The sequence below is a fragment of the Hymenobacter sp. BRD128 genome (genome assembly GCF_013256625.1).
Taxonomy (GTDB): domain Bacteria; phylum Bacteroidota; class Bacteroidia; order Cytophagales; family Hymenobacteraceae; genus Hymenobacter.
The window spans coordinates 2,231,767-2,250,344 of the sequence record NZ_CP053908.1 but is presented as its reverse complement, the minus strand read 5'-3'; the positions used below and the strand labels follow the sequence as shown (position 1 = coordinate 2,250,344).

Below are 18,578 nucleotides of genomic sequence, written 5' to 3'. Positions count from 1 at the left end.
GCGGCTGCGCCTGCGCAGCCCACAAAAACAAATGGAAATAAACCGCCGCCCGGCCCGTAAAAGTACGCCTGCCGGGGCGGCCGGGCTCCCAGGCAGGCGAGCCGGGTACTTAAGCGGGGGACGCCCGAAAAGTTGGGAGGGTGTAAAATTCGGGTATTTGCGGCCTGCGATAAACCGCCAATCCAGGTTAGCCGTAGGTGCTGCTAATCATTAAGATGAATAGCCTGATTTTCAGGAAATAATTCTTAGTCCTTCTCCACATTTTTCACCAATCATTTCCCACCTTTCCTTTTTCATCATTCATGAAAAAACAGTTTACTCGTTCCGCTCTTCAGGTTACGTTGGCCGCCGCCGCTGTGGGTGGGCTGCTTGCGTGGAGTGGCCAGCATAATACGCTGGAAGCCTCTTCGCACCGCGAGGCTCCGCTTATTGCGGAAGACCCCCTGGCCGATAATACTGACCTCTACGCCTTCCGCTCGCCCGATTCGCCGGCCAACGACGGCAACGCCACGGTTACGATTGTAGCCAACTACATCCCGTTTGAGCTGCCACAGGGTGGTCCCAACTTCAACACGTTTGGGGAGAATATTCGCTACGAGATTCACGTGAAGAACAACGCCGCTACCACCGGCGACGACATCACGTACCGCTTCACTTTCACGCGGAGCTTCGAAGACCCCAGCACGTTTTTCCGGGTGCGCCTGGGAAAAATCAACTCCAGAACTACGTATAAGCTCGAGCAAAGCTTGGCTGGCGGGGCGTTTACGACGCTCATCGCGGCGGGCGATGTGCCGGTGCCCAACATTGGGCCGCGCTCTATTTCGGGCGCGGCGGGCCTCAACCAGCCCGATTACGCCGCCTACGCCGCCAGCAAGATTCAAACCGTCAACGGGATGAAAGTATTCTGCGGCCCGTCGGATGATGCCTTCTTTACCGACCTGGGCGGCATCTTCGACCTGGGTGGCATCCGTTCCAAAACGGCCGCCCGCGATGGCCTGGCCCGTAAGAACGTGCACTCCATCGTAATGCAGATTCCAGTGACGGCCCTGGCCAAGGCTGGTACTGCCGCCTTGACGGCTACTACCGACATGTTTGCCGGTACGCCGGCTTCGGGTACTACCGCCGCCTCGCCGGTTTCGCCCTACACTATTGGCGTGTGGGCGTCGGCCAGCCGCCCAGCTATCCGCACGTTTAACCCCGCCAATGGCACCCAGGCCTACACGACGGGCACCGTGGTGGCGCCTACGACCGGCGTCACCGGCTCGCCCGATGGCTGGGTGCAGATTTCGCGCATCGGTATGCCGCTCACCAACGAAGTGGTGCAGGCCGTGGGCCTGAAGGACGAGTGGAACGCCGGCTCGCCCTACGGCCAGGTAGCCAAGTTTGACGCGGGTGCCAAAAACCCCGAGCTAGGCCTCTACATGGCTGACAACACGCCCGTAAACGGCGCTGCCGCCAAGCCTGCTGGTCAGACTTACTACGGCGAGGCCGTACCGGGCTTCGCACCGCTGCGTATTCAGACCAAATCATTGGCTGGCCTGTTGCCCGCTCCTCTCAACGGCGGCTTTGACTTCCGCGATGGCGCGGCGGGCCTCAGCCCTCTTTACAGCAATGCGGCCGGCGCCAACGCGGGTACGGCCTTTGCCCCGGCTCCGGCTGGCTTTGGCGAATACCTGCTTAACAGCGGCCAGGCCGGCAACCCCCGCTCGGTTGACTTGCTGCCCATCTTCCACACTGGTGTGCCCAACCTGATTCCGTATCAGCTGGCCACCGGCAAGACTGGCAATAACCCGCTCACGGCCGGTAAGCCTTTTATTAACAACTTCCTGCCGACGTTTGGCGACATGCTGCGCCTGAACATGGCCGTGCCGCCTACCGACCGCGCGTCGGCCGACTTTAGCTCGGAAGGCTTGCTGGCAGCCGCCGTGCTCGGCCTCACCGATACCCGTTATACCGCCTCGGGTGCTACGGCCATGCTCATTCCTAACATGGACGGCTTCCCCAATGGCCGCCGCCTCGAAGACGACGTAACCCGCATCGAGCTGCAAGCGGTGGGCGGCGTGGTGCTGGCGGCCGTGGGCCTCTGGTACGACGACTTTAATGCCGCTGCCACGCCGGCCGCTTCGCCGGTAACGCAGCAGCTGAAAAACGTGCTTGGCTTCACCACCAACGTAGAGAAAAACGACACGACCTTCCGGGCAGCCTTCCCCTACGTGCAAACGCCCTGGAGCGGTACTACCGCCCAGCGCATCGCCCTGGCGCAGCTAGCCCCCAGCCAGAACCTTGGCCTGGCTCCCAACCTGACCGTAGCCAGCGCCTACCCCAACCCGTCGAGCGGCAGCACCACCTTCCGCTTTGAACTGGCTACTGCCTCTAACCTGAACGTGCAGATTCGCGACGTAACCGGCCGCCTCGTGGCTACCGTGGCCGCCAAAAACTACCCGGCCGGTATCAATGAGATAAAGTGGCAGCCCAATGCCTCGATAGTGCCGGGCCAGTACATTGCCTCGGTTTACGCTGGTAAAACGCTGATTCAGTCGCTGCGCGTAGAGCGCCGCTAGGAAAGCAGCCCCCGCTGGGCCACTGCTAGTTTTAAAAAGAGCCGCCTGCTAGCCTATCAAGCTGGTGGCGGCTCTTTTATCTTCGCGGCTGCCCAGGAAATCAAAACCGGCAAGCTTAGTTGCTGCGTAGTTTCACTTAGCTATTTTCCCACCTTGTTCTGTGCGCAAAAATCTCTACCCCGTGTTGCTGCTGACCTTCGGGCTAGCCGTGGCGGCCATACTTTTCTTTAAAAAGCCGGGTGCCTCGGCCCTGCCCGAGCCCAAAGACCGCACCGGCCGCCTGGCGCTGGGCGGCGAATGGGTCAATACTAAAGCTTCGATGCAGGGCCTGCTGGCCAAGCTCCGCGCCGACCCCAACGACCAGAAAAGCCGCCTGCTGCTGGCCGAGGCCTACATGCAGGAAGGCCGCGTAACCGGTAACCACCCGTATTACGACGCGGCGGCGATGGAGCTTTTGCAGCAAGTGCTCAAAGCCGACCCCGAGAGCTTTGAGGCGCTGTGCTGCGAAGCTTCTTTGAGCCTCACCCAGCACCACTTTTCGCAGGGGCTAGCCCTGGCTCAGCAAGCCCAGGCCCTTAACCCCAACAGCGGCTACGTCTACGGCCTGCTCACCGATGCCAACGTGGAGCTGGGCCGCTACAACGAGGCCGTGAAAACGGCCGACAAGATGAACCAAGTGCGCCCCGACCTCACCGCCTATGCCCGCGTTAGCTACCTGCGCGAGATTTTTGGCGATATGCCGGGGGCCATTCAGGCAATGGATATGGCCGTGAAGGCCGGCTATAACGGCCTCGAACAAACCGAGTGGAGCCGCGTGGCCCTGGGCCATCTCTACGAAGTGAGTGGTAAGCTACCCGAGGCGGAAAGCTATTATCAGCAGGCCCTGGCGCTGCGCCCCAACTATGCCTACGCCCTGGCCGGGCTAGCCCGCGTGGCCGCCGCCCGCCACGACTACGCCACCGCCATCAAGGACCTGAGCCTGGCCCGCGCCACCGTGAAAGACTATGCGTTTACCGACGAGCTGGTGGATGTGTATCGCCTCAACCACCAGCCCGAGGAGGCCGATAAGATGGCCCGCGAATCGGTAGCCATGCTAGCCGATGCCGCTAAGCAAGCCAATGATAATGAGCAGCTAGGCCACTACACCGACCGCGAGCTGGCCTACGCCTATCTCAAAACCGGCGAGCTGGATAAAGCGCTGGCGCACGCTAAAATTGAGTACGCCCGCCGCCCCGACAACATCGACGTAAACGAAACCCTGGCCTGGGTTTACTACAAGCGCGGCGATTTTAAGGAAGCGCAGAAATACATGACCGTGGCCCGCCGCACCAACTCGCAAAACCCCGTGCTGCTGTGCCGCGCCGGTCTCATTCTCACCAAAACCGGCCAGGTGGCCGAGGGCCAGGCCCTCATCACCAAGGCCCTGAACACGGCTCCTTACCTTAATCCCGAGGTGGAGGCCGAGGGTAAGAAAATGCTCGCCGCCCGCTAGGGGAGAGGCACTAAAATTCTTTGATTAGTAATGCAGTAATGGTAAGATTTGACCATGACGTTCTGCTACAAACCAAAATGCGCAGGGCTGTGGGTGTTACTGCTCCTACTGCTAGCCCTGCCGGCCGCTGCCCACGTCATCGATGCCGACCTGAGCAAGCTCTCGCGCACTCAGATTTTCTGGACCTACATTCAGTTGGGCTTCACGCACATTCTGCCGCTGGGCTTCGACCATATCCTGTTCATTATCAGCCTCTACATTCTGGAGCCCAAGCTCCGGCCGGTGCTGTTTCAGGCCACGGCCTTTACGGTGGCGCACTCCATCACGCTGGGGCTGGCCATGTACGGGCTTATTCAGCCACCGAGCAGTGTTGTGGAGCCGATTATTGCGCTCTCTATTCTGTTTGTGGCCATTGAGAATATTATCACGACCAAGCTCAGCCCGTGGCGGCTAGCCATCGTGTTCGGCTTCGGGCTGATTCACGGCATGGGCTTCGCCAGTGCGCTCACTGGGCTGGGGCTGCCCCGCAAGGACTACTTTGGCTCACTCATTTCCTTCAACGTGGGCGTCGAGCTGGGCCAGGTCACGATTATTTTGCTGTGCTGGGCACTCATCGGGCGCTGGGCCGCCGACCGGCCCTGGTACCGGGCGCGGGTAGTGGTACCAGTGTCGATAGTTATCGGCCTGGTAGCCGCCTACTGGACCGTGGACCGGCTGCTGGCCTAGCGCCACCTCACCTGCACACTACGCTGCCGTTGCGGGTGGCTGGCTAGCTTCGCAACGATTTTAGTTCTGAATTATGCTCCGCGCCCTCCTCACCTGGCTTTTGCTGCTCAACTACCTGCTGGTAGTGGGGGCGGGGCTGGTCGTGAGCCGGCCGCCCGAGCCGCTTTTTTCGGCTGCGCACCCCTACGTGCACAGCAAAGACTGCCAGCAGCACAACTACCTGCGCCTCGACTGCTTCGAGCGCTGCAATGGCGACCAGACCGAGGTGCACCGCCGGCTGCCCACCGGCACCGGCCTGCACTACCTGGCCCAGCTTAAAGGGCTCGATGTGCACTGCCCGGCGGCTGCGCAGGCCGTCGTAACCATTCCGGTGCGCTGGCTGGTAGCCAGCCAGCATCCGGCACCAACCCGGTCGCTGCTACCCGCCGGCTTTGGCGGACGCGATTATCCCCCGCCCCAATGCGGCTAAAACTGCCCAGCCTCTTGCCTCCGCCCGGTGGCCGGAGCCGCTACGCGTACCGGTAGGTGGGCGCGGCGGGCCGTTTTATGTTCCATACTGCTGCCGGAAGTGCGCCCTGCTGAGGGCGCCCTGGCATCCTTACTGCATTGGTATGTACTTTAATTACATTTCGGGGTTACTAATCATGCGGCTGCGCTGGCGGCCGCTGGGGCTGCTGGTGGCGGCCCTGCTCCTTTCTTTTGGCGCGCTGGCTCAGCGCCCAGCCGCGTTGCGGGGCACGGTGGCCGACTCACTCTCGGGGCGGCCACTGCCGGGCGTAAGTATCGGGCTGGTTGGCCAGCCGGGGGTACCGCCACCGATGCCCTGGGGCAGTTTCGCCTGGTGGGCCTGGCGCCGGGTACCTGCCAAGTGCGGCTAGGGGCACTTGGCTATCGCTTGACTACCAAAACTATAACGCTAGTGGCTGGCGAAACACGAGGCTTCGAGATAACTTTGGCCCCGGCTTCCCTCAGCCTGACGGAAGTAACGGTGAGCCAGCCGCGTGACCTCAACCAGAACCTGGCGGCTATTACGCACATCGACCAGACGCTGCGTCCTATCAATTCGGGGCAGGACCTGCTGCGCCTCGTGCCGGGGCTCTTTATTGCCCAGCACGCGGGCGGGGGCAAAGCCGAGCAGATTTTCCTGCGGGGCTTCGACGCTGACCACGGCACTGATTTCGCCGTGAGCGTGGATGGCCTGCCGGTAAACATGGTCAGCCAGGCTCATGGGCAGGGCTACGCCGATTTTCACTTTGTCATTCCCGAAACGGTCGAGCAGCTCAAGGTCTACAAAGGACCCTACACGGCGCGCTTTGGCGACCTGGCCACCGCCGGTGCCGGCGAATTTCTTACCAAAACCAGCCTCGACCACAGCCAGGTGAAGGTAGAAGCCGGCCAGTACAGCACGTACCGGGCGCTGGTCATGCTCGATTTGCTGGGTACGCACCACTTGTTGACTAAAAAATCGGAAAGCGCCTACGTAGCCAGTGAATACTATTTTAGCGCCTCGCCGTTTGTCAATAACCAGTGCTTTAAGCGCTTTAATGGCATGGGTAAGTACACGGGGCAGCTCACGGACAATACCTCGCTCACGCTGTCCGGCTCCTATTTTACTTCTAACTGGAACGCCAGCGGTGAAATTCCCACCCGGGCCGTGGAAGAAGGGCAAATCAGCCGCTTTGGCAGCATTGACCCTAGCGAAGGCGGACGCACGAACCGCGCCAACGCCTACGCTATTCTCACCACTGCGCTGCCGCACGATGCCGTGCTGCGCCAGCAGGTCTACTACACCCGCTACAATTTTAGCTTGTTTTCCGACTTTACCTTCTTCAAGAAAAACCCGATAGATGGTGATGAGATAAACCAGACCGATACCGGCCGAAACCTCTATGGCTATACGGGTACCTATGAGCGTGATAACCAGCTGGGTGCGCACAACCTGCACACTACTGTTGGTGTAGGTACCCGCCTCGATGAGTCCAACCTGGCTCTGCGCAACGCTACCAAGCGGGTTATTACGGATACTATCGACGTGGGCCGCTTGCACGAGCAAAACCTCAACGCCTACCTGGACGCGACGCTGGAGCTAACCGACCGCCTGCGCGTAAATGCTGCCGTGCGGGCCGACTTGTTCGTGTTCGACTTCCGGGGGCAGATTGCCGACTCTACCGGGGCGTTTGGGCCACTAGGCGGGCGCGTAAACGCCGCCCGGGTTTCCCCCAAGCTTAATTTTTACTACCAGGCGTCGCCAAACGTGCAGCTGTTTTTGCGCTCGGGCCTGGGTTTTCACTCCAACGATGCGCGGGCCGTGGTGCGAGGCACCAACCCCGCGCAGGCGCTGCCCCGCGCCACGGGGGCGGAGGCTGGCAGCACGTTCAAGCCTTTGCCGGACTTAGTCGTGAATGCGGCGTTCTGGTACCTGCACCTGCAGGATGAGCTGGTTTACTCCGGTGATGAAGGCACGACCACCAGTGTCGGTCCTACCCAGCGCTTTGGCTTCGACCTGTCGATGCGCTACCAGCTCACGCCCCGCGTATTTCTGGATTTTGACGGCAATTACAGCCACGCCCGCTTGCTGGATGCGCCGGAGGGGGAGAATTTTGTGCCGCTGGGGCCTATTTTTACCAGTATTGCCGGCTTGACGTATAAGCAGCCCAGCGGCCTGAGCGCGAGCCTGCGCTATCGGTACCTCGGCGGCCGCCCGGCGATTGAGGATAATTCCGTGCGGGCCCTGCCTTACTTCGTGGTCGATGCTGTGCTGGCGTACACCCGGCCACGCTACCAATTCGGCCTCACGGTGCAGAACCTGCTGAACGTGGACTGGAACGAGGCGCAATACGCCACCGAAACCCAGCTCCGCGGCGAGCCCGCTCCGATTACCGAAAGGACCTTCACGCCGGGCACCCCCTTTAATCTGCGGGCCAATGCCAGCATCTTTTTTTAAGGCCCGGTAGCAGCTCCACTGCCCGGCAGCCGTATTTTTGAGCGAATGAGGACTCGCACGCACTTACCCTAGGCCGCTGCATGGCTCGGGCTGGCGGCCCTGGGGCTGCCGCTGCTGAGCAGTTGCTCCCGCGCCAGTCATGCTGAGGGCAGCGCCGCCCCGCTAGCCAGCCGGCCAGTAGCGGCCCTGGCCCCAGCTTCGGCTGCCCGGCCCGATTCGTTGCGCCCCACGCCGGTGCCCCACGTGGCCGGCGTGCCCGATACGCTGCACCAGGTCATTGCGCAGCTGCACCAGGCGCTAGGCCCCGAGGCCGCCGAGCTGCGCCCCGAGGTACTGGAGCAGGCCTGCGTGGGCTACCTCACGCTGCACCCCACCGGCCGCATCGAGCGGGCCGGCGTGCTGGCCGTGGCCGACATGGACCTGCCCAACACCACCGAGCGCCTCTGGGTAATCGACTTGAGCGAAGCCAAAGTGTTGCACCGTAGCTTAGTAGCTCACGGCCAGGGCTCGGGCCACCTGCGGGCCCGGCGCTTCTCCAACGTCGAAAGCTCCGAGTGCACGTCGCTGGGGTTCTACCGCACCTCGGGCACCTACGACGGCATTCATGGCTACTCGCGCCGCCTGCAAGGGTACGATAAGGGCGAGAATACCAACGTGTTTGACCGCTACATCGTGCTGCACGCCGCCGACTACGCCAGCCCCGACTACGTGCGCCAGCACGGCCACCTGGGCTACAGCCGCGGCTGCCCGGCCCTGCCGCCCACGCAGTATAAGGAGATAATCAGCACGCTGCGCACGGGTAGTATGCTGCTGGTGAGCGGGCCGGGGCTGGCCTCGCGCTGGCTCGACGGGCCGGCCGCCGGGCGGCGCTTTGCGCGACGCGGCTGGCGCTAGGCCGGGAATTTTTTTGCCCGGCCCGGCCGTTTACGGTTATCTTAGCGGAAGGCGCTGCGTATAACAACGTCAGAAGGCTAGCCGGCCTACCCCAGGCGTCTTCATACGATTCTTTCACGTCGAGTTTGTCATGAAAAAGCATCATCATTCCAGCGTTGTTCAACGCCAGCGCGACGGCCGCCGCCGCTCGCAGCGCCTGGTGCGGCGCGTGCTGCCGTTTGTAGCCTCGCTGTTTCTGGCTACGCCGCTGGCCGGCCCGCTCCTGAAGTCGTCGGCCCACGCGCCGGCTACTACTGCCATGCACCGCACGGCGGCTGTAGCCGCCACGCCGCTGGCCCGCTTTGATGCTACGCTGCGCGAAACCTACGACCGCCTCGGCGCCGAGCAGCAGGGCCTGCGTTTCGAGGTGTTTCAAAAGGCCATGACCGGCTACCTCAACCTGCGCGAAACCGGCCACCTCGCCGCCGACCAGCAGCACCTCACGGTAGTGGACTTCGACCTGCCTTCGACCGAAAAGCGCCTCTGGGTACTCGACCTGGCTAACGATAAAATCGTGTTTCACACCCTCGTAGCCCACGGCCACAACTCGGGCGAAAACGGGGCTAGCCAGTTCTCGAACACCAACGAGAGCAACATGAGCAGTCTCGGCTTCTACGTGACCGGCAACGAGTACGAAGGCAAGCATGGCCACTCGCTGCGCCTGCAAGGCCTCGATGAAGGTTTCAACACCAACGCCTTCGCCCGCTCCATCGTGATGCACGGTGCTGACTACGTAAGTGAAGATTTTATCAAGCAGAATGGCCGCCTGGGCCGCAGCCTCGGCTGCCCCGCCCTGCCACTCGACCAGTATGCTCAGATTATCGACGCGGTGCAGGGTGGTAGCTGCTTGTTTTTGAGCAAGTCGAACGCCGGCTACACCTCGAAGTACTTGAATCAGGATATTGCCCTGGCGGCGCTTTCCCTTAAGCCAGCTACTAATTCTTAAGAGTTGTTCAAGCAACAAAAAAGCCTCTCCCTGTTTGGGAGAGGCTTTTTTTGTTGGTAAAAGATAGTCTAGGGCAAGCGTACCAACCGCTGGTGCTGGCCGGCCAGCTCAACATCGTAGAGGCCGGGCGCGGCGGGGCGGCCCTGCGCATCCAGCCCATCCCAGGTGGCCAATTGCGGGCCGACTTCGCCCACGGTGGGCAATTCGCGCACGACTAGCCCGCGCTCATTGCGAATGCGTAGCGACGCGGGCACGCTGGCCGGCGCATAGCGCTCGTAGTGCAAGCCGACCGCATCGCTGAATGTGCGACTATCGGGAACGGTAAGCGTCAGCGTTTCGGGGTCGGTGTGGGCGGCGGGTTGGGTGAGCAGGTGCAGGCCAGGAATGGATATACTGGCTCGGTGCACTAGTGGAAACTGTATCCGTAACTCATGGTGAACTACATCATAGTACCATTCAGTGGCGGCTAGCGGTTCGCCTTCCAGCCGCACGGCGGTAGGTGCAGCGGCCACTCGCGCTAGCCGCAGCTGAATTAGTCGTTGGGTCGGCGCTCCGGGATAGTGACCTGAGACAACCGCCGTGAAGGAAACAAAATTGGTAGTAGTCGTTCCAGTTAGCTCTACTAAACTGAACTTCAGCTGCTTTAAGGCTTGAGCTGAGCGCCCATCATCTTCATACATCGTAAAAGTTGACTCTGGAACCTTGAAGTCAGGAAAATAGCGTACCGCCAGCGTGTCGGGCCGGTAGGCGGCCGTACTAGGGTGGTAAGCCGTCATTGGTATAATGGCCCCGGCGCGAACCAGCAGCGGAATATGGCCTAGCGGCGCGCTCATCCCCACGGTTTGGCCGCCGGGCAGTGTCTGGCCTGTTTCAAAATCGACCCAGCCGCCAACTGTGGCGGGCAGCGCCACGTTGCGCCGCCGCTGGCTAGGCTGATTGATAGGTGCCACCAACAAGCTGGAACCTAATAGGTACTGAGAATTAAGCACAACCGCAGACAAGGAGAAATTATTTGCTGCAAGAGGCGTTGCGCTGCCTAGCGTAACCGGAATGGTTGGTACGTGCTGGTCTGTGGCTTCTGCTGGCAGAGGTGGTTTAGTTGCGGGGTTGGCATCGGTAAAGTCCATCGCCCTGGCCAGCGGTGCGCCGGTCAGCGTGTTCTCGGCCGCTAGGGTGTAGAGGTAGGGCAGCAGCTCGTAGCGCAGGTGAGCATACTTGCGCACGATGCTTTGGTAGGGCTCGGGGTAGGTGTAAGGCTCGGGCGCCACCACCTGGTCGGAGTGCGGGCGCATGATGGGGCAGAGCGCCGCCAGCTGGAGCCAGCGCGTGTACAGCTCGGGGTCCTGGATGGCATTGGCCCCGAAGCCGCCCGCGTCGGAGTGCATGTAGCCCACGCCCGCCTGGCCCATGCCCAGCATGATGGGCACCTGCGCCTGCAAGCCGCTCCACGAGCGGTTGATGTCGCCGCTCCACGGAAACACCGCGTTGCGCTGCATGCCCGCCCAGCCCGAGCGGGCCAGGTTGAAGAGGCGCTCATTGGGGTACTCTTTGGCGTAGTTATCCTGGAAAATCTGCGCCCAGGTCATGCCGTAGGCATTGTGCACCTGCGCGGTGGGGCCTAGCCGGTGGTGCATGGCCAGCGGGTGGTTTTCGGGCTCGCCAAGGTCGCTCCACCAGCCAGCGGCACCCTGCTCGTGCAGGCGCTTGTATTGGGCCCACAGCCAGGTGCGCGCCGCGGGCTTGAATACATCGAGAATACTCGCCGGCCCCGCCCAGAACGAGCCCACCGTGAACGGCCGCCCGGCGGCCGTGGTGCCCACCAACCCCTGGGTGCGCACGAGGCTGTCGTTCAAGGAGGTGCGCATGACGTAGGGCTCCGAAATCAGTATCGTGTTCACGCCCTGCGCCTTGAGGTCGCGCATCATGCCGGCCGGGTCGGGGAAGTTGGCGGCATCCCACTGAAAATCGCCCTGCCGGGTGGTGCCACCAAACCAGAACAGGTCGAGCACCAGCGCATCGAGCGGGAAGCCCGAGCGGCGCATCTGGCTAGCCACGCGCAGCATCTCGGCCTGGCTGCGGTAGCCAAAGCGGCTCTGAATGAGACCTAGCGCCCAGCGAGGTGGCAGCGGCTGCCGGCCTGTCAGGGCCGTGTAGTGGTTTAGGATTTCGGCCTGGCTGTCGCCCGTTATTACAAAGTAGCTCAGGCTATTGAGGCCCTGCGCGCCGTATTCAAGCACATCCGAGTTTTTCTTGCCCAGGTCTAAGTACCCGGCCGCGTAGTGGTCAAACAGCAGCAGGTAGCCCCGGTTGCTGAGCACCACGGGCAGCGTCACGTTCAGGTTTTGCTCGCCGTTCTGGTAGCCGTAGTGCGCCTGGTTATACAGCTCCAGCCGGTAGCCGCGCCGGTCGAGGGGCAGGGCGCGGGCGCCGGTGCCGTAGAGCCGCTCGCCGGGGGCTAGCCGGAAGCGCACGCCCGTGCCGGCCAACTCATCGGCGCGGCTAGGGGGCGTGTCGGCGGTGGTAGGGGAGGTAAGGGGCTGGCGGCGAAAGGCGGGGCTGGCTTCGGAGAATAGCGTTTCCCGAAGCTGCCAACTAACACGGAGGGTTTTTTTATCGATAATAACCGTGCCGCGATTAGTGCGCAGTTTTACGCTGGTAGCTGTTGCGGAAGAAGGATTAGCCAGAAGCATCAGATGCTTGCCATCGGGTGCACGAACAGCTACCCCGTCGGCGCCAGGTAAGCCGTTAATAGCGAGTACACTAATTGATGAGTCGGCTACTGGAGCACGGCCAGGAGCGAAGTAGTCAACTTTAATAACTCCAATACCCCACTCTCTCACTTGCCGAATACTACCATCGGTTGCTTGGACGACCAAGGTTTGATGTTCAGTATCAAACGAATGCGACTTGTACCGCCCGCCCGGCACCTCGGGGGCTAGCTGCGGGCTACGGCCAAATGGGTCATGGGTGGGCGGCCGGTCGCCCTCGCGCTGGGCGTGGGCGGGGCTGGTAAAGAAAAGCACGGCGGGCAGCAGCCAGCCGGCACGGCGTAGAAACGAGGCAAGCATACACGTAAGTCAGGCTGCAAAGGTCAGTAGGCGGGCGCGCTACTGCCAGCCAAACCTGGGCGGGCCAGCGGCCGCGCGGCAATTTGCCCGAATTTTTTACCAGTGCTAGCTGATTGCGGCCGACCTTTGGCGATGTACACCCTACTCTCTGTCGGTCATTAGGTTATCTACTGATACGGCGGCCTTCTTATCTACCAATAATGTCTGCCTTCACTACTTTCCCGGCGGCACCAGCTTCGCCCTACGCGGCTGTTTTTATTGATTTTGAGAATGTGTATTACTTTCTCAAAAACCACTACCTCGACCCGCACGACCCGCACGACTATGCCCTCGACCTAGTGCGCGCGCTGCGCGATGCGCTGAAGCGCGAGCTGGGCCTCGACTCGCTGGTGCTCAATGCCTACGCCGACTTCGACAAGATTCCGACCGGCCCGCAGGGTCCGCTCTACCTCATGGGCGTGAGCACGCGCAACGTGCTGGGCACCGACCATAAAAACGCGGCCGATATGCAGCTCTGCATCGATGCGCTGGAGGTGCTATACACCCGGCCCGCCATCGGCACTTTCGTGCTGGTGGCCGGCGACCGCGACTACATTCCGGTGTTGCAGCACCTGCGGCGGCAGGCCCGGCAGGTAAAGGTGGTGGGCTTCCGCGAAAGCGTATCGGGCGACCTGCTGCAGATGCTGGGGCAAGAGCATTTTATTGATGCCCGCGCCCTGCTGCCCGCCGAGCGCTTGCAGGCGCTCGAAGACCACCGCGCGGCCCGCCTGCGCCAGGGGGAGGAGGTGCGCCGCCTGCGCGAGCAAGGGCTAGCGGGTGTGCAGCCGCCCGCCGCCCGGCAGGCGACCCAGGAGGTGGCTAGCCTACCCGCCGCCCAGGCTGAAGGTGGGGCTAGCCCCGCTGCGCCGGTCCCTTATCGCGCCAGTGCCCCAGCCCGGCCCGGCATGCTCGAGCAGCTGTTGCAGGAGCCGCCGGCCACGTTTGCGCCCATTCGGCGCATCACGCGCACGGACGAGCGCCGCGTACTAGAATTTCTTTTGCAGCAAGTGCAAAAATTTGGTAGCCAGCAGGCTACGCCTGAAATATGGGCCAGCCCTTTTCTGCGCCGCCTCACCGACGTGCTGCCCGAGCTGCCCGATTGGGAGCGCCGCCAGCTGCTCAACCAGCTGCGCGATGCCGGGGCGGTGCGCCTCGAAAAGCGCGAGGGTGAGCCGCACCCGTTCTCGGTTATCCTCGTCAACTACCAGCACCCCGACGTGCGCGAGCTCAACCCCGGCCCCGTCGAAGATAAGCCGATGGGCTAGCCGGCCACAAAAAAAGGGAGCGCCGTGGCGTTCCCTTTTTTGTGTTATGCAGCTACCTAGCGTCTAATTATTGCCGCCCGTGGGCGCTGGCGTGGTGGTTTTAGGACTCAGGCAGATGGTAGGTTTGGGCTTGGGGTCACACTTCTTGTCGTGGTCGAAGCACGAGGTGAGCGCGAAGCTGGTGAGCAAGGCTAGCAGTGGCAGGCGCAGGTAAGTAAAAAACTGGGGCATGAGGGGGAGGGTTTAAGGTAAAAAATGCGCGAAGGGCTAGTATGCGGCGGCCGGGCAGGCCGGGTTGCAACGGGCCCAAAAGTTACGCACCTTTTCTTGACTCCCAACGCGCTCAGCTTATTGGCTCAGCTCGAAGAGCGGGAGCGGCTGCACGCTGGCGTACTTGCCGCCCAGCTTTTGCAGCTCGGCGCCGTGCACTTGCAGGTAGGCGTTGTAGGCCTTGGCGGCGCGGTCGTAGTGGGCGCGGTAGCCCAGCACCTCGGCATCGGCCTGCTGAATATGCTCTACGTAGTCGCGCACGCGCTCGGAGGGCGCGTTGCCATCGGGGGCCGCGATGGGCAGCACGGTCTTCAATACCGAGTCCTGGGCCGCGTCGTAGCGGTCGATGAGGGCCGACGAAGCCATCGTGCGCCGGTCGTAGCGCTGCTTGGGCAGGCGGGCGCGGGCGGCGCGCAGGCTAGCCAGCTGGGCCTGGTTGGCACCGGGGTATTTGCTGAGGTCTTGCAGCAGCTCGCGCAGGTCGGCGAGTTTCTTATCATCGCTAGCCATCATGCGCGTCCAGTTCACGTCGGCCGAGTCGCGCAGGATGTCAAACTGAGCGCGCACGGCGGCCGGCGAGGCGGGGCTTTCGGCCGTAGCGGTGGCGGTGCTTTTGCTGGCGTCGGGCTTGCACATGGGCAGCACCGCGAGTACGAGGAGGCTAGCGAAGAGAAGTGATTTCATGAAAACCAAACGCATAACCCGGCGGTAATAATATGCCGCCGGAGCGGTCAAATTTAAACACCAGCGACGGCGTTAAGCCGTTGCAGCGCGAACTTTGTGATTCGCTTTTTTCGGCCAAGTCATTGGCGCGGCCCCGCGAGCTGCCACGTTCGCGCCACAGTTTTCTCATTCATGTCTGATTTAACGCCCCTTTCCCAGCTCGGTGAGTTTGGCCTCATCCGCCGCTTGCAGCGCGATATTACCCTTACCCAGCCCAGCACCGTGCTGGGCATCGGCGACGACGCGGCCATTCTGGCCCCGCCGGCCGGGCAGGAAGTCGTGGTTTCGACCGATATGCTGGTCGAGGGCGTGCACTTCGACTTGTCGTTTTCGCCCCTGCGCCACCTCGGCTACAAGGCCGTGGCCGTGAACGTGTCGGACGTGGCTGCCATGTTTGCTACGCCCACCCAGGTAGTAGTGGGCCTGAGCCTACCCAGTCGCTTCACCGTGGAGGCCGTCGAAGAATTATACGCTGGCATGCGGCTAGCCTGCGAAGCCTACGGCGTAGACCTAGTGGGCGGCGACACTACTGGTAGCCGGGGCGGCCTGGTTATCAGCGTCACGGCACTGGGGCTGGCCGAGGCCGGCCAGGCCGTGCGCCGCTCGGGCGGTAAGCCCACCGATATTCTGTGCGTGAGCGGCGACCTCGGCGGCGCCTACCTGGGCCTGCAAGTGCTGGAGCGCGAAAAGCAAGCCTTCCTGGCCGACCCCGACACCCAGCCCGAGCTCGAAAACTACAACTACGTGGTGCAGCGCCAGCTCAAGCCCGAGGCGCGCCTCGACGTGGTGCACGAGCTGCGCGAGCTGGGCGTGCACCCCACCGCCATGATTGACATCTCCGACGGGCTAGCCTCCGAGGTGCTGCACCTGTGCGCCGCCAGCGGCACCGGCGCCCGCGTCTTCAGCGAATACCTGCCCCTGGCCAACCCCACGCTCGAAGCCGCGGCCGAGTTTAACCTCGACCCCATCACGGCGGCCCTCAACGGCGGCGAGGACTACGAGCTGCTTTTCACCATCCCGGTCGCCGACCACGCCAAGATTAAAAACCACCCCGACATCACCGTCATCGGCCACCTCACCGAGCACAATGATGCGGTGAATTTGATAACGAAAGGTGGCCAGGCCGTGCCATTGCGGGCGCAGGGCTTCAATCACTTCTAGGGATAGTAGCTATAAAAAGAACGTCAGGCTGAGTGTATCGAAGCATCTCTACCGCGCCGCTAGGGTCGTTCGGTAGAGATGCTTCGATACACTCAGCCTGACGTTCTTTTTTGTCCGCGGCGGTTAGTCCTCGGGGTAGGGGATATACACGAAATTCGTGAACTCCTCATCGACCACGAAGAGGCAGCAAAACTCATCCGGGTTTTTCCAGGTGCCGATGAAATCTTCGATTTTCTCGGGGTCCACGATGCCTTGCTGGGCTAGTATTTCAAGGTAGCTAGCGAAGACGTGCCACTGCAAGTCCTGCTCGTCGGCGTTGATGAGCAGGCTGCCGAGCTGCACCGCCTGCCGGGCAAACACGAATACCGGATACTGCGAAATCTCGCGCTTGCGGATTTGGTAGGAGGCTTCCTTAATGGTGTCGGAGGCGGTGGCAAAATCCTTGGTAATCGTACCTAGGTACTTGCCGTTTAGCTCGGGGTCGTTGAAGTAGTCCATTTGTGTAGAGAAGTTTACCACCCAATAATGATAACTGTTTGACCTTCTTTGAATTGTTTCACAAAACAGGTGTCAAAATCAGTTTTGTGTTTCGCATCGATATAAGTCAACATGTGTGCAACTTGGCTTTGCTTAGTCAAGCATACATCATTAGTGAAGTCCGTGTAGAAAGTAGGTATCACTCCCTTTCGTTGATATGCAAGCTCAGCGTAGAAGTATACTTCCGCATCAAACTCCTCATCAGAAAAAACGAAATGTTTTTTGCGGATGTAGCTCTGAAAAAGAGAAAATAGCTCAGGCGATTCTTCTGCAAGAAGGAAATTGTTATCGTCTACTTCATGAGCAGTAATCCTGACTAGGCTAATATCGAGTCCCATTTTCCAAGTAAAAAGCTTACTTCAACTCCAGCAGCACCACATTCTCCACGTGGTGGGTGTGCGGGAACATATCCACCGGCTGCACACGGGTCACTTTATATACCTCGTCGAGCAATTCTAAATCCCGCGCCTGGGTGGCGGGGTTGCAGCTGATGTAGACGACGCGGGGGGCGCGCAGCTCCACGAGGCGCTTCACCACATCTTCGTGCATGCCGGCGCGGGGCGGGTCGGTGATGATGACGTCGGGGTGGCCGTGGTGGCTGGTGAAGGCCTCGGTAAGCATATCCTTCATATCGCCGGCGAAAAACTCGGTGTTGGTCAAGCCGTTGATTTCCGAGTTCACGCGGGCGTCGAGCACGGCCTGCTCCACGTACTCCACGCCGACGACCCTAGCGGCCTGGCGCGCCACGAAGTTGGCGATGGTGCCGGCGCCGGTGTAGAGGTCGTACACGAGGTCGGTAGGCTTGATTTCGGCAAACTCGCGGGCCACCTTGTAGAGGTTGTAGGCGCCGGCCGAGTTGGTTTGGTAAAACGACTTGGAGCCGATGCGGAAGCGCAGGCCTTCCATCTCCTCCTCGATGTAGGGCTTGCCCTTGTAGCACACCACTTCGAGGTCGTGGAAGGTCTCGTTGCCCTTGTCGTTGAGCACGTAGTTGAGCGAGGTAATCTGCGGAAACTTCGCGTACACCGCATCGAGCAGCGGCTCGATGGCCTGGTGCTGGCGGTAGCATTGCAGAATCACCATCGTTTCGCCGGTGCTCTCGGCGGTGCGGATGATGAGGTTGCGCAGCAGCCCGGTTTGCTTGATGATGTTGCCGAAACGCAGCATGTTCTCGCGGGCATAGTCGCGGATGAAGAGGCGGATTTCGTTGCTCGGCTCGGGCTGCAAGTGGCAGTGCTCCACGTCGATAATCTTGTCGAAGCGGCCCGGCGTGTGGAAGCCCAGCACCCGGCGGTCGTACTGCGCGGTTTCGTCCTTAATCTGCTCTTCGGTGAGCCAGCCCATGAAGCTGAACGTGTATTCGAGCTTGTTGCGGTAGTACTTGCGCTCGGGCGAGGCCAGGATGCGGCGTACTTCGGGAATCTCAACCTTGCCGATGCGCAGCATGGTGTCTTCTACCTGCTGGTGCTTGTAGTTGAGCTGGGCGTCGTAGCTGATGTGCTGCCACTTGCAGCCGCCGCAGGTACCAAAGTGCTGGCAAAACGGCTCGGTGCGCAGCTCGGAGTACTTGTGGTACTTGGTGGGCGTGGCCTCCATAAACCGCTTGTGGGCCTTGCTGATGCGCAAATCCACCACGTCGCCGGGGGCCACTTGGTTCACGAAAACGACGAGGTTATTTATTCGAACCAGGCATTTGCCTTCGGCCACCATATCCTGGATTTCGACGTTGAGGAGGGCTTCGGGCGGGATAGAGTTGGCGAGTTTGGTGGCTTTGCTGGGCATAATTTCTGACTAGGGAAAGACAAAGGTCGGGCCCCGGCCGGCTTGTCTGAACCACGGATTCGACGGATTTTTCGGATTACCCAGATTTTGTAGACGCAAAAAGGCCGCCCGACTGGGCGGCCTTTTCTGTG

The 18,578-nt window shown here is 61.3% G+C and carries 17 protein-coding genes; 10 read left to right on the top strand and 7 right to left on the bottom strand.

The features are described from left to right. Positions 1-302: 302 nt before the first annotated feature. From GKZ68_RS09945 to GKZ68_RS09910, 8 genes are all read left to right on the top strand, one after another. Positions 303-2,561: a DUF4331 family protein gene (locus GKZ68_RS09945; protein WP_173113973.1), complete on the top strand. Its 2,259-nt coding sequence runs from the start codon at positions 303-305 to the stop codon at positions 2,559-2,561. Positions 2,562-2,721: 160 nt separating this feature from the next. Further along, positions 2,722-4,053, top strand: coding sequence for a lipopolysaccharide assembly protein LapB (locus GKZ68_RS09940; protein WP_173113970.1), 1,332 nt, complete (start codon positions 2,722-2,724; stop codon positions 4,051-4,053). A 93-nt stretch (positions 4,054-4,146) separates the two neighbouring features. Next, on the top strand, positions 4,147-4,779 hold the full coding sequence (locus tag GKZ68_RS09935; RefSeq protein ID WP_254244239.1) for a HupE/UreJ family protein: 633 nt from the start codon (positions 4,147-4,149) through the stop codon (positions 4,777-4,779). A 73-nt stretch (positions 4,780-4,852) separates the two neighbouring features. Next, complete coding sequence (locus GKZ68_RS09930) at positions 4,853-5,248, top strand: hypothetical protein (protein WP_173113964.1); 396 nt, start codon at positions 4,853-4,855, stop codon at positions 5,246-5,248. A 142-nt stretch (positions 5,249-5,390) separates the two neighbouring features. Then, on the top strand, positions 5,391-5,657 hold the full coding sequence (locus GKZ68_RS09925; protein WP_173113961.1) for a hypothetical protein: 267 nt from the start codon (positions 5,391-5,393) through the stop codon (positions 5,655-5,657). Beyond that, a complete protein-coding gene (locus tag GKZ68_RS09920; RefSeq protein WP_367949221.1) occupies positions 5,621-7,723 on the top strand; it encodes a TonB-dependent receptor in 2,103 nt (700 codons plus the stop codon). The genes GKZ68_RS09925 and GKZ68_RS09920 overlap by 37 nt, the downstream gene beginning before the upstream one ends. Positions 7,724-7,942: 219 nt before the next feature. After that, positions 7,943-8,617 (top strand): murein L,D-transpeptidase catalytic domain family protein, encoded by a 675-nt coding sequence (locus GKZ68_RS09915; protein WP_173113955.1) that lies wholly within the window; start codon positions 7,943-7,945, stop codon positions 8,615-8,617. Between the two features lie 130 nt (positions 8,618-8,747). After that, positions 8,748-9,602, top strand: coding sequence for a murein L,D-transpeptidase catalytic domain family protein (locus GKZ68_RS09910; RefSeq protein WP_173113952.1), 855 nt, complete (start codon positions 8,748-8,750; stop codon positions 9,600-9,602). Between the two features lie 68 nt (positions 9,603-9,670). Here GKZ68_RS09910 and GKZ68_RS09905 read toward each other — a convergent pair whose 3' ends face one another. After that, positions 9,671-12,670 (bottom strand): TIM-barrel domain-containing protein, encoded by a 3,000-nt coding sequence (locus tag GKZ68_RS09905; RefSeq protein ID WP_173113949.1) that lies wholly within the window; start codon positions 12,668-12,670, stop codon positions 9,671-9,673. A 200-nt stretch (positions 12,671-12,870) separates the two neighbouring features. Between GKZ68_RS09905 and GKZ68_RS09900 the strand changes: the two genes are divergently transcribed. Next, positions 12,871-13,974 carry an NYN domain-containing protein gene (locus GKZ68_RS09900; RefSeq protein WP_173113946.1) on the top strand — a complete coding sequence of 368 codons (1,104 nt, stop codon included), beginning with the start codon at positions 12,871-12,873 and terminating at the stop codon, positions 13,972-13,974. A 63-nt stretch (positions 13,975-14,037) separates the two neighbouring features. Here the strand turns inward: GKZ68_RS09900 and GKZ68_RS09895 are convergent, their stop codons facing one another. The 3 genes from GKZ68_RS09895 to GKZ68_RS09885 form a co-directional block, all read right to left on the bottom strand. Beyond that, the gene (locus GKZ68_RS09895) at positions 14,038-14,205 is read right to left on the bottom strand and encodes a hypothetical protein (protein ID WP_173113943.1); all 168 of its coding nucleotides are present in this window, start codon (positions 14,203-14,205) and stop codon (positions 14,038-14,040) included. Positions 14,206-14,322: 117 nt separating this feature from the next. Beyond that, complete coding sequence (locus GKZ68_RS09890) at positions 14,323-14,928, bottom strand: hypothetical protein (RefSeq protein ID WP_173113940.1); 606 nt, start codon at positions 14,926-14,928, stop codon at positions 14,323-14,325. Next, complete coding sequence (locus tag GKZ68_RS09885; protein ID WP_173113937.1) at positions 14,906-15,097, bottom strand: hypothetical protein; 192 nt, start codon at positions 15,095-15,097, stop codon at positions 14,906-14,908. The genes GKZ68_RS09890 and GKZ68_RS09885 overlap by 23 nt, the downstream gene beginning before the upstream one ends. A 2-nt stretch (positions 15,098-15,099) precedes the next feature. Here GKZ68_RS09885 and thiL point away from each other — a divergent pair, with 2 nt between their 5' ends. Next, a complete protein-coding gene (gene thiL / locus GKZ68_RS09880; protein WP_173113934.1) occupies positions 15,100-16,128 on the top strand; it encodes a thiamine-phosphate kinase in 1,029 nt (342 codons plus the stop codon). Positions 16,129-16,251: 123 nt separating this feature from the next. Here thiL and GKZ68_RS09875 read toward each other — a convergent pair whose 3' ends face one another. Genes GKZ68_RS09875 through rlmD form a run of 3 tightly spaced genes read right to left on the bottom strand, consistent with a single transcriptional unit; the run spans position 16,252 to position 18,447 of the window. After that, entirely contained in the window at positions 16,252-16,626 is a 375-nt protein-coding gene (locus GKZ68_RS09875; protein WP_173113931.1) for a hypothetical protein, read from the bottom strand. A gap of 14 nt (positions 16,627-16,640) precedes the next feature. Beyond that, positions 16,641-17,003 carry a hypothetical protein gene (locus GKZ68_RS09870; RefSeq protein ID WP_173113928.1) on the bottom strand — a complete coding sequence of 121 codons (363 nt, stop codon included), beginning with the start codon at positions 17,001-17,003 and terminating at the stop codon, positions 16,641-16,643. Positions 17,004-17,019: 16 nt separating this feature from the next. After that, positions 17,020-18,447 carry a 23S rRNA (uracil(1939)-C(5))-methyltransferase RlmD gene (gene rlmD / locus GKZ68_RS09865; protein WP_173113925.1) on the bottom strand — a complete coding sequence of 476 codons (1,428 nt, stop codon included), beginning with the start codon at positions 18,445-18,447 and terminating at the stop codon, positions 17,020-17,022. Positions 18,448-18,578: the final 131 nt, after the last annotated feature.

Excerpts from the sequence above, each read along its gene's own strand:
- GKZ68_RS09910 (WP_173113952.1), top strand. The coding sequence starts at position 8,748 with ATGAAAAAGCATCATCATTCCAGCGTTGTTCAACGCCAGCGCGACGGC.
- GKZ68_RS09930 (WP_173113964.1), top strand. The coding sequence starts at position 4,853 with ATGCTCCGCGCCCTCCTCACCTGGCTTTTGCTGCTCAACTACCTGCTG.
- thiL (WP_173113934.1), top strand. The coding sequence starts at position 15,100 with ATGTCTGATTTAACGCCCCTTTCCCAGCTCGGTGAGTTTGGCCTCATC.
- GKZ68_RS09875 (WP_173113931.1), bottom strand. The coding sequence starts at position 16,626 with ATGGACTACTTCAACGACCCCGAGCTAAACGGCAAGTACCTAGGTACG.
- GKZ68_RS09870 (WP_173113928.1), bottom strand. The coding sequence starts at position 17,003 with ATGGGACTCGATATTAGCCTAGTCAGGATTACTGCTCATGAAGTAGAC.
- GKZ68_RS09890 (WP_173113940.1), bottom strand. The coding sequence starts at position 14,928 with ATGAAATCACTTCTCTTCGCTAGCCTCCTCGTACTCGCGGTGCTGCCC.
- GKZ68_RS09900 (WP_173113946.1), top strand. The coding sequence starts at position 12,871 with ATGTCTGCCTTCACTACTTTCCCGGCGGCACCAGCTTCGCCCTACGCG.
- GKZ68_RS09905 (WP_173113949.1), bottom strand. The coding sequence starts at position 12,670 with ATGCTTGCCTCGTTTCTACGCCGTGCCGGCTGGCTGCTGCCCGCCGTG.
- GKZ68_RS09895 (WP_173113943.1), bottom strand. The coding sequence starts at position 14,205 with ATGCCCCAGTTTTTTACTTACCTGCGCCTGCCACTGCTAGCCTTGCTC.
- rlmD (WP_173113925.1), bottom strand. The coding sequence starts at position 18,447 with ATGCCCAGCAAAGCCACCAAACTCGCCAACTCTATCCCGCCCGAAGCC.
- GKZ68_RS09925 (WP_173113961.1), top strand. The coding sequence starts at position 5,391 with ATGTACTTTAATTACATTTCGGGGTTACTAATCATGCGGCTGCGCTGG.
- GKZ68_RS09885 (WP_173113937.1), bottom strand. The coding sequence starts at position 15,097 with ATGAGAAAACTGTGGCGCGAACGTGGCAGCTCGCGGGGCCGCGCCAAT.
- GKZ68_RS09945 (WP_173113973.1), top strand. The coding sequence starts at position 303 with ATGAAAAAACAGTTTACTCGTTCCGCTCTTCAGGTTACGTTGGCCGCC.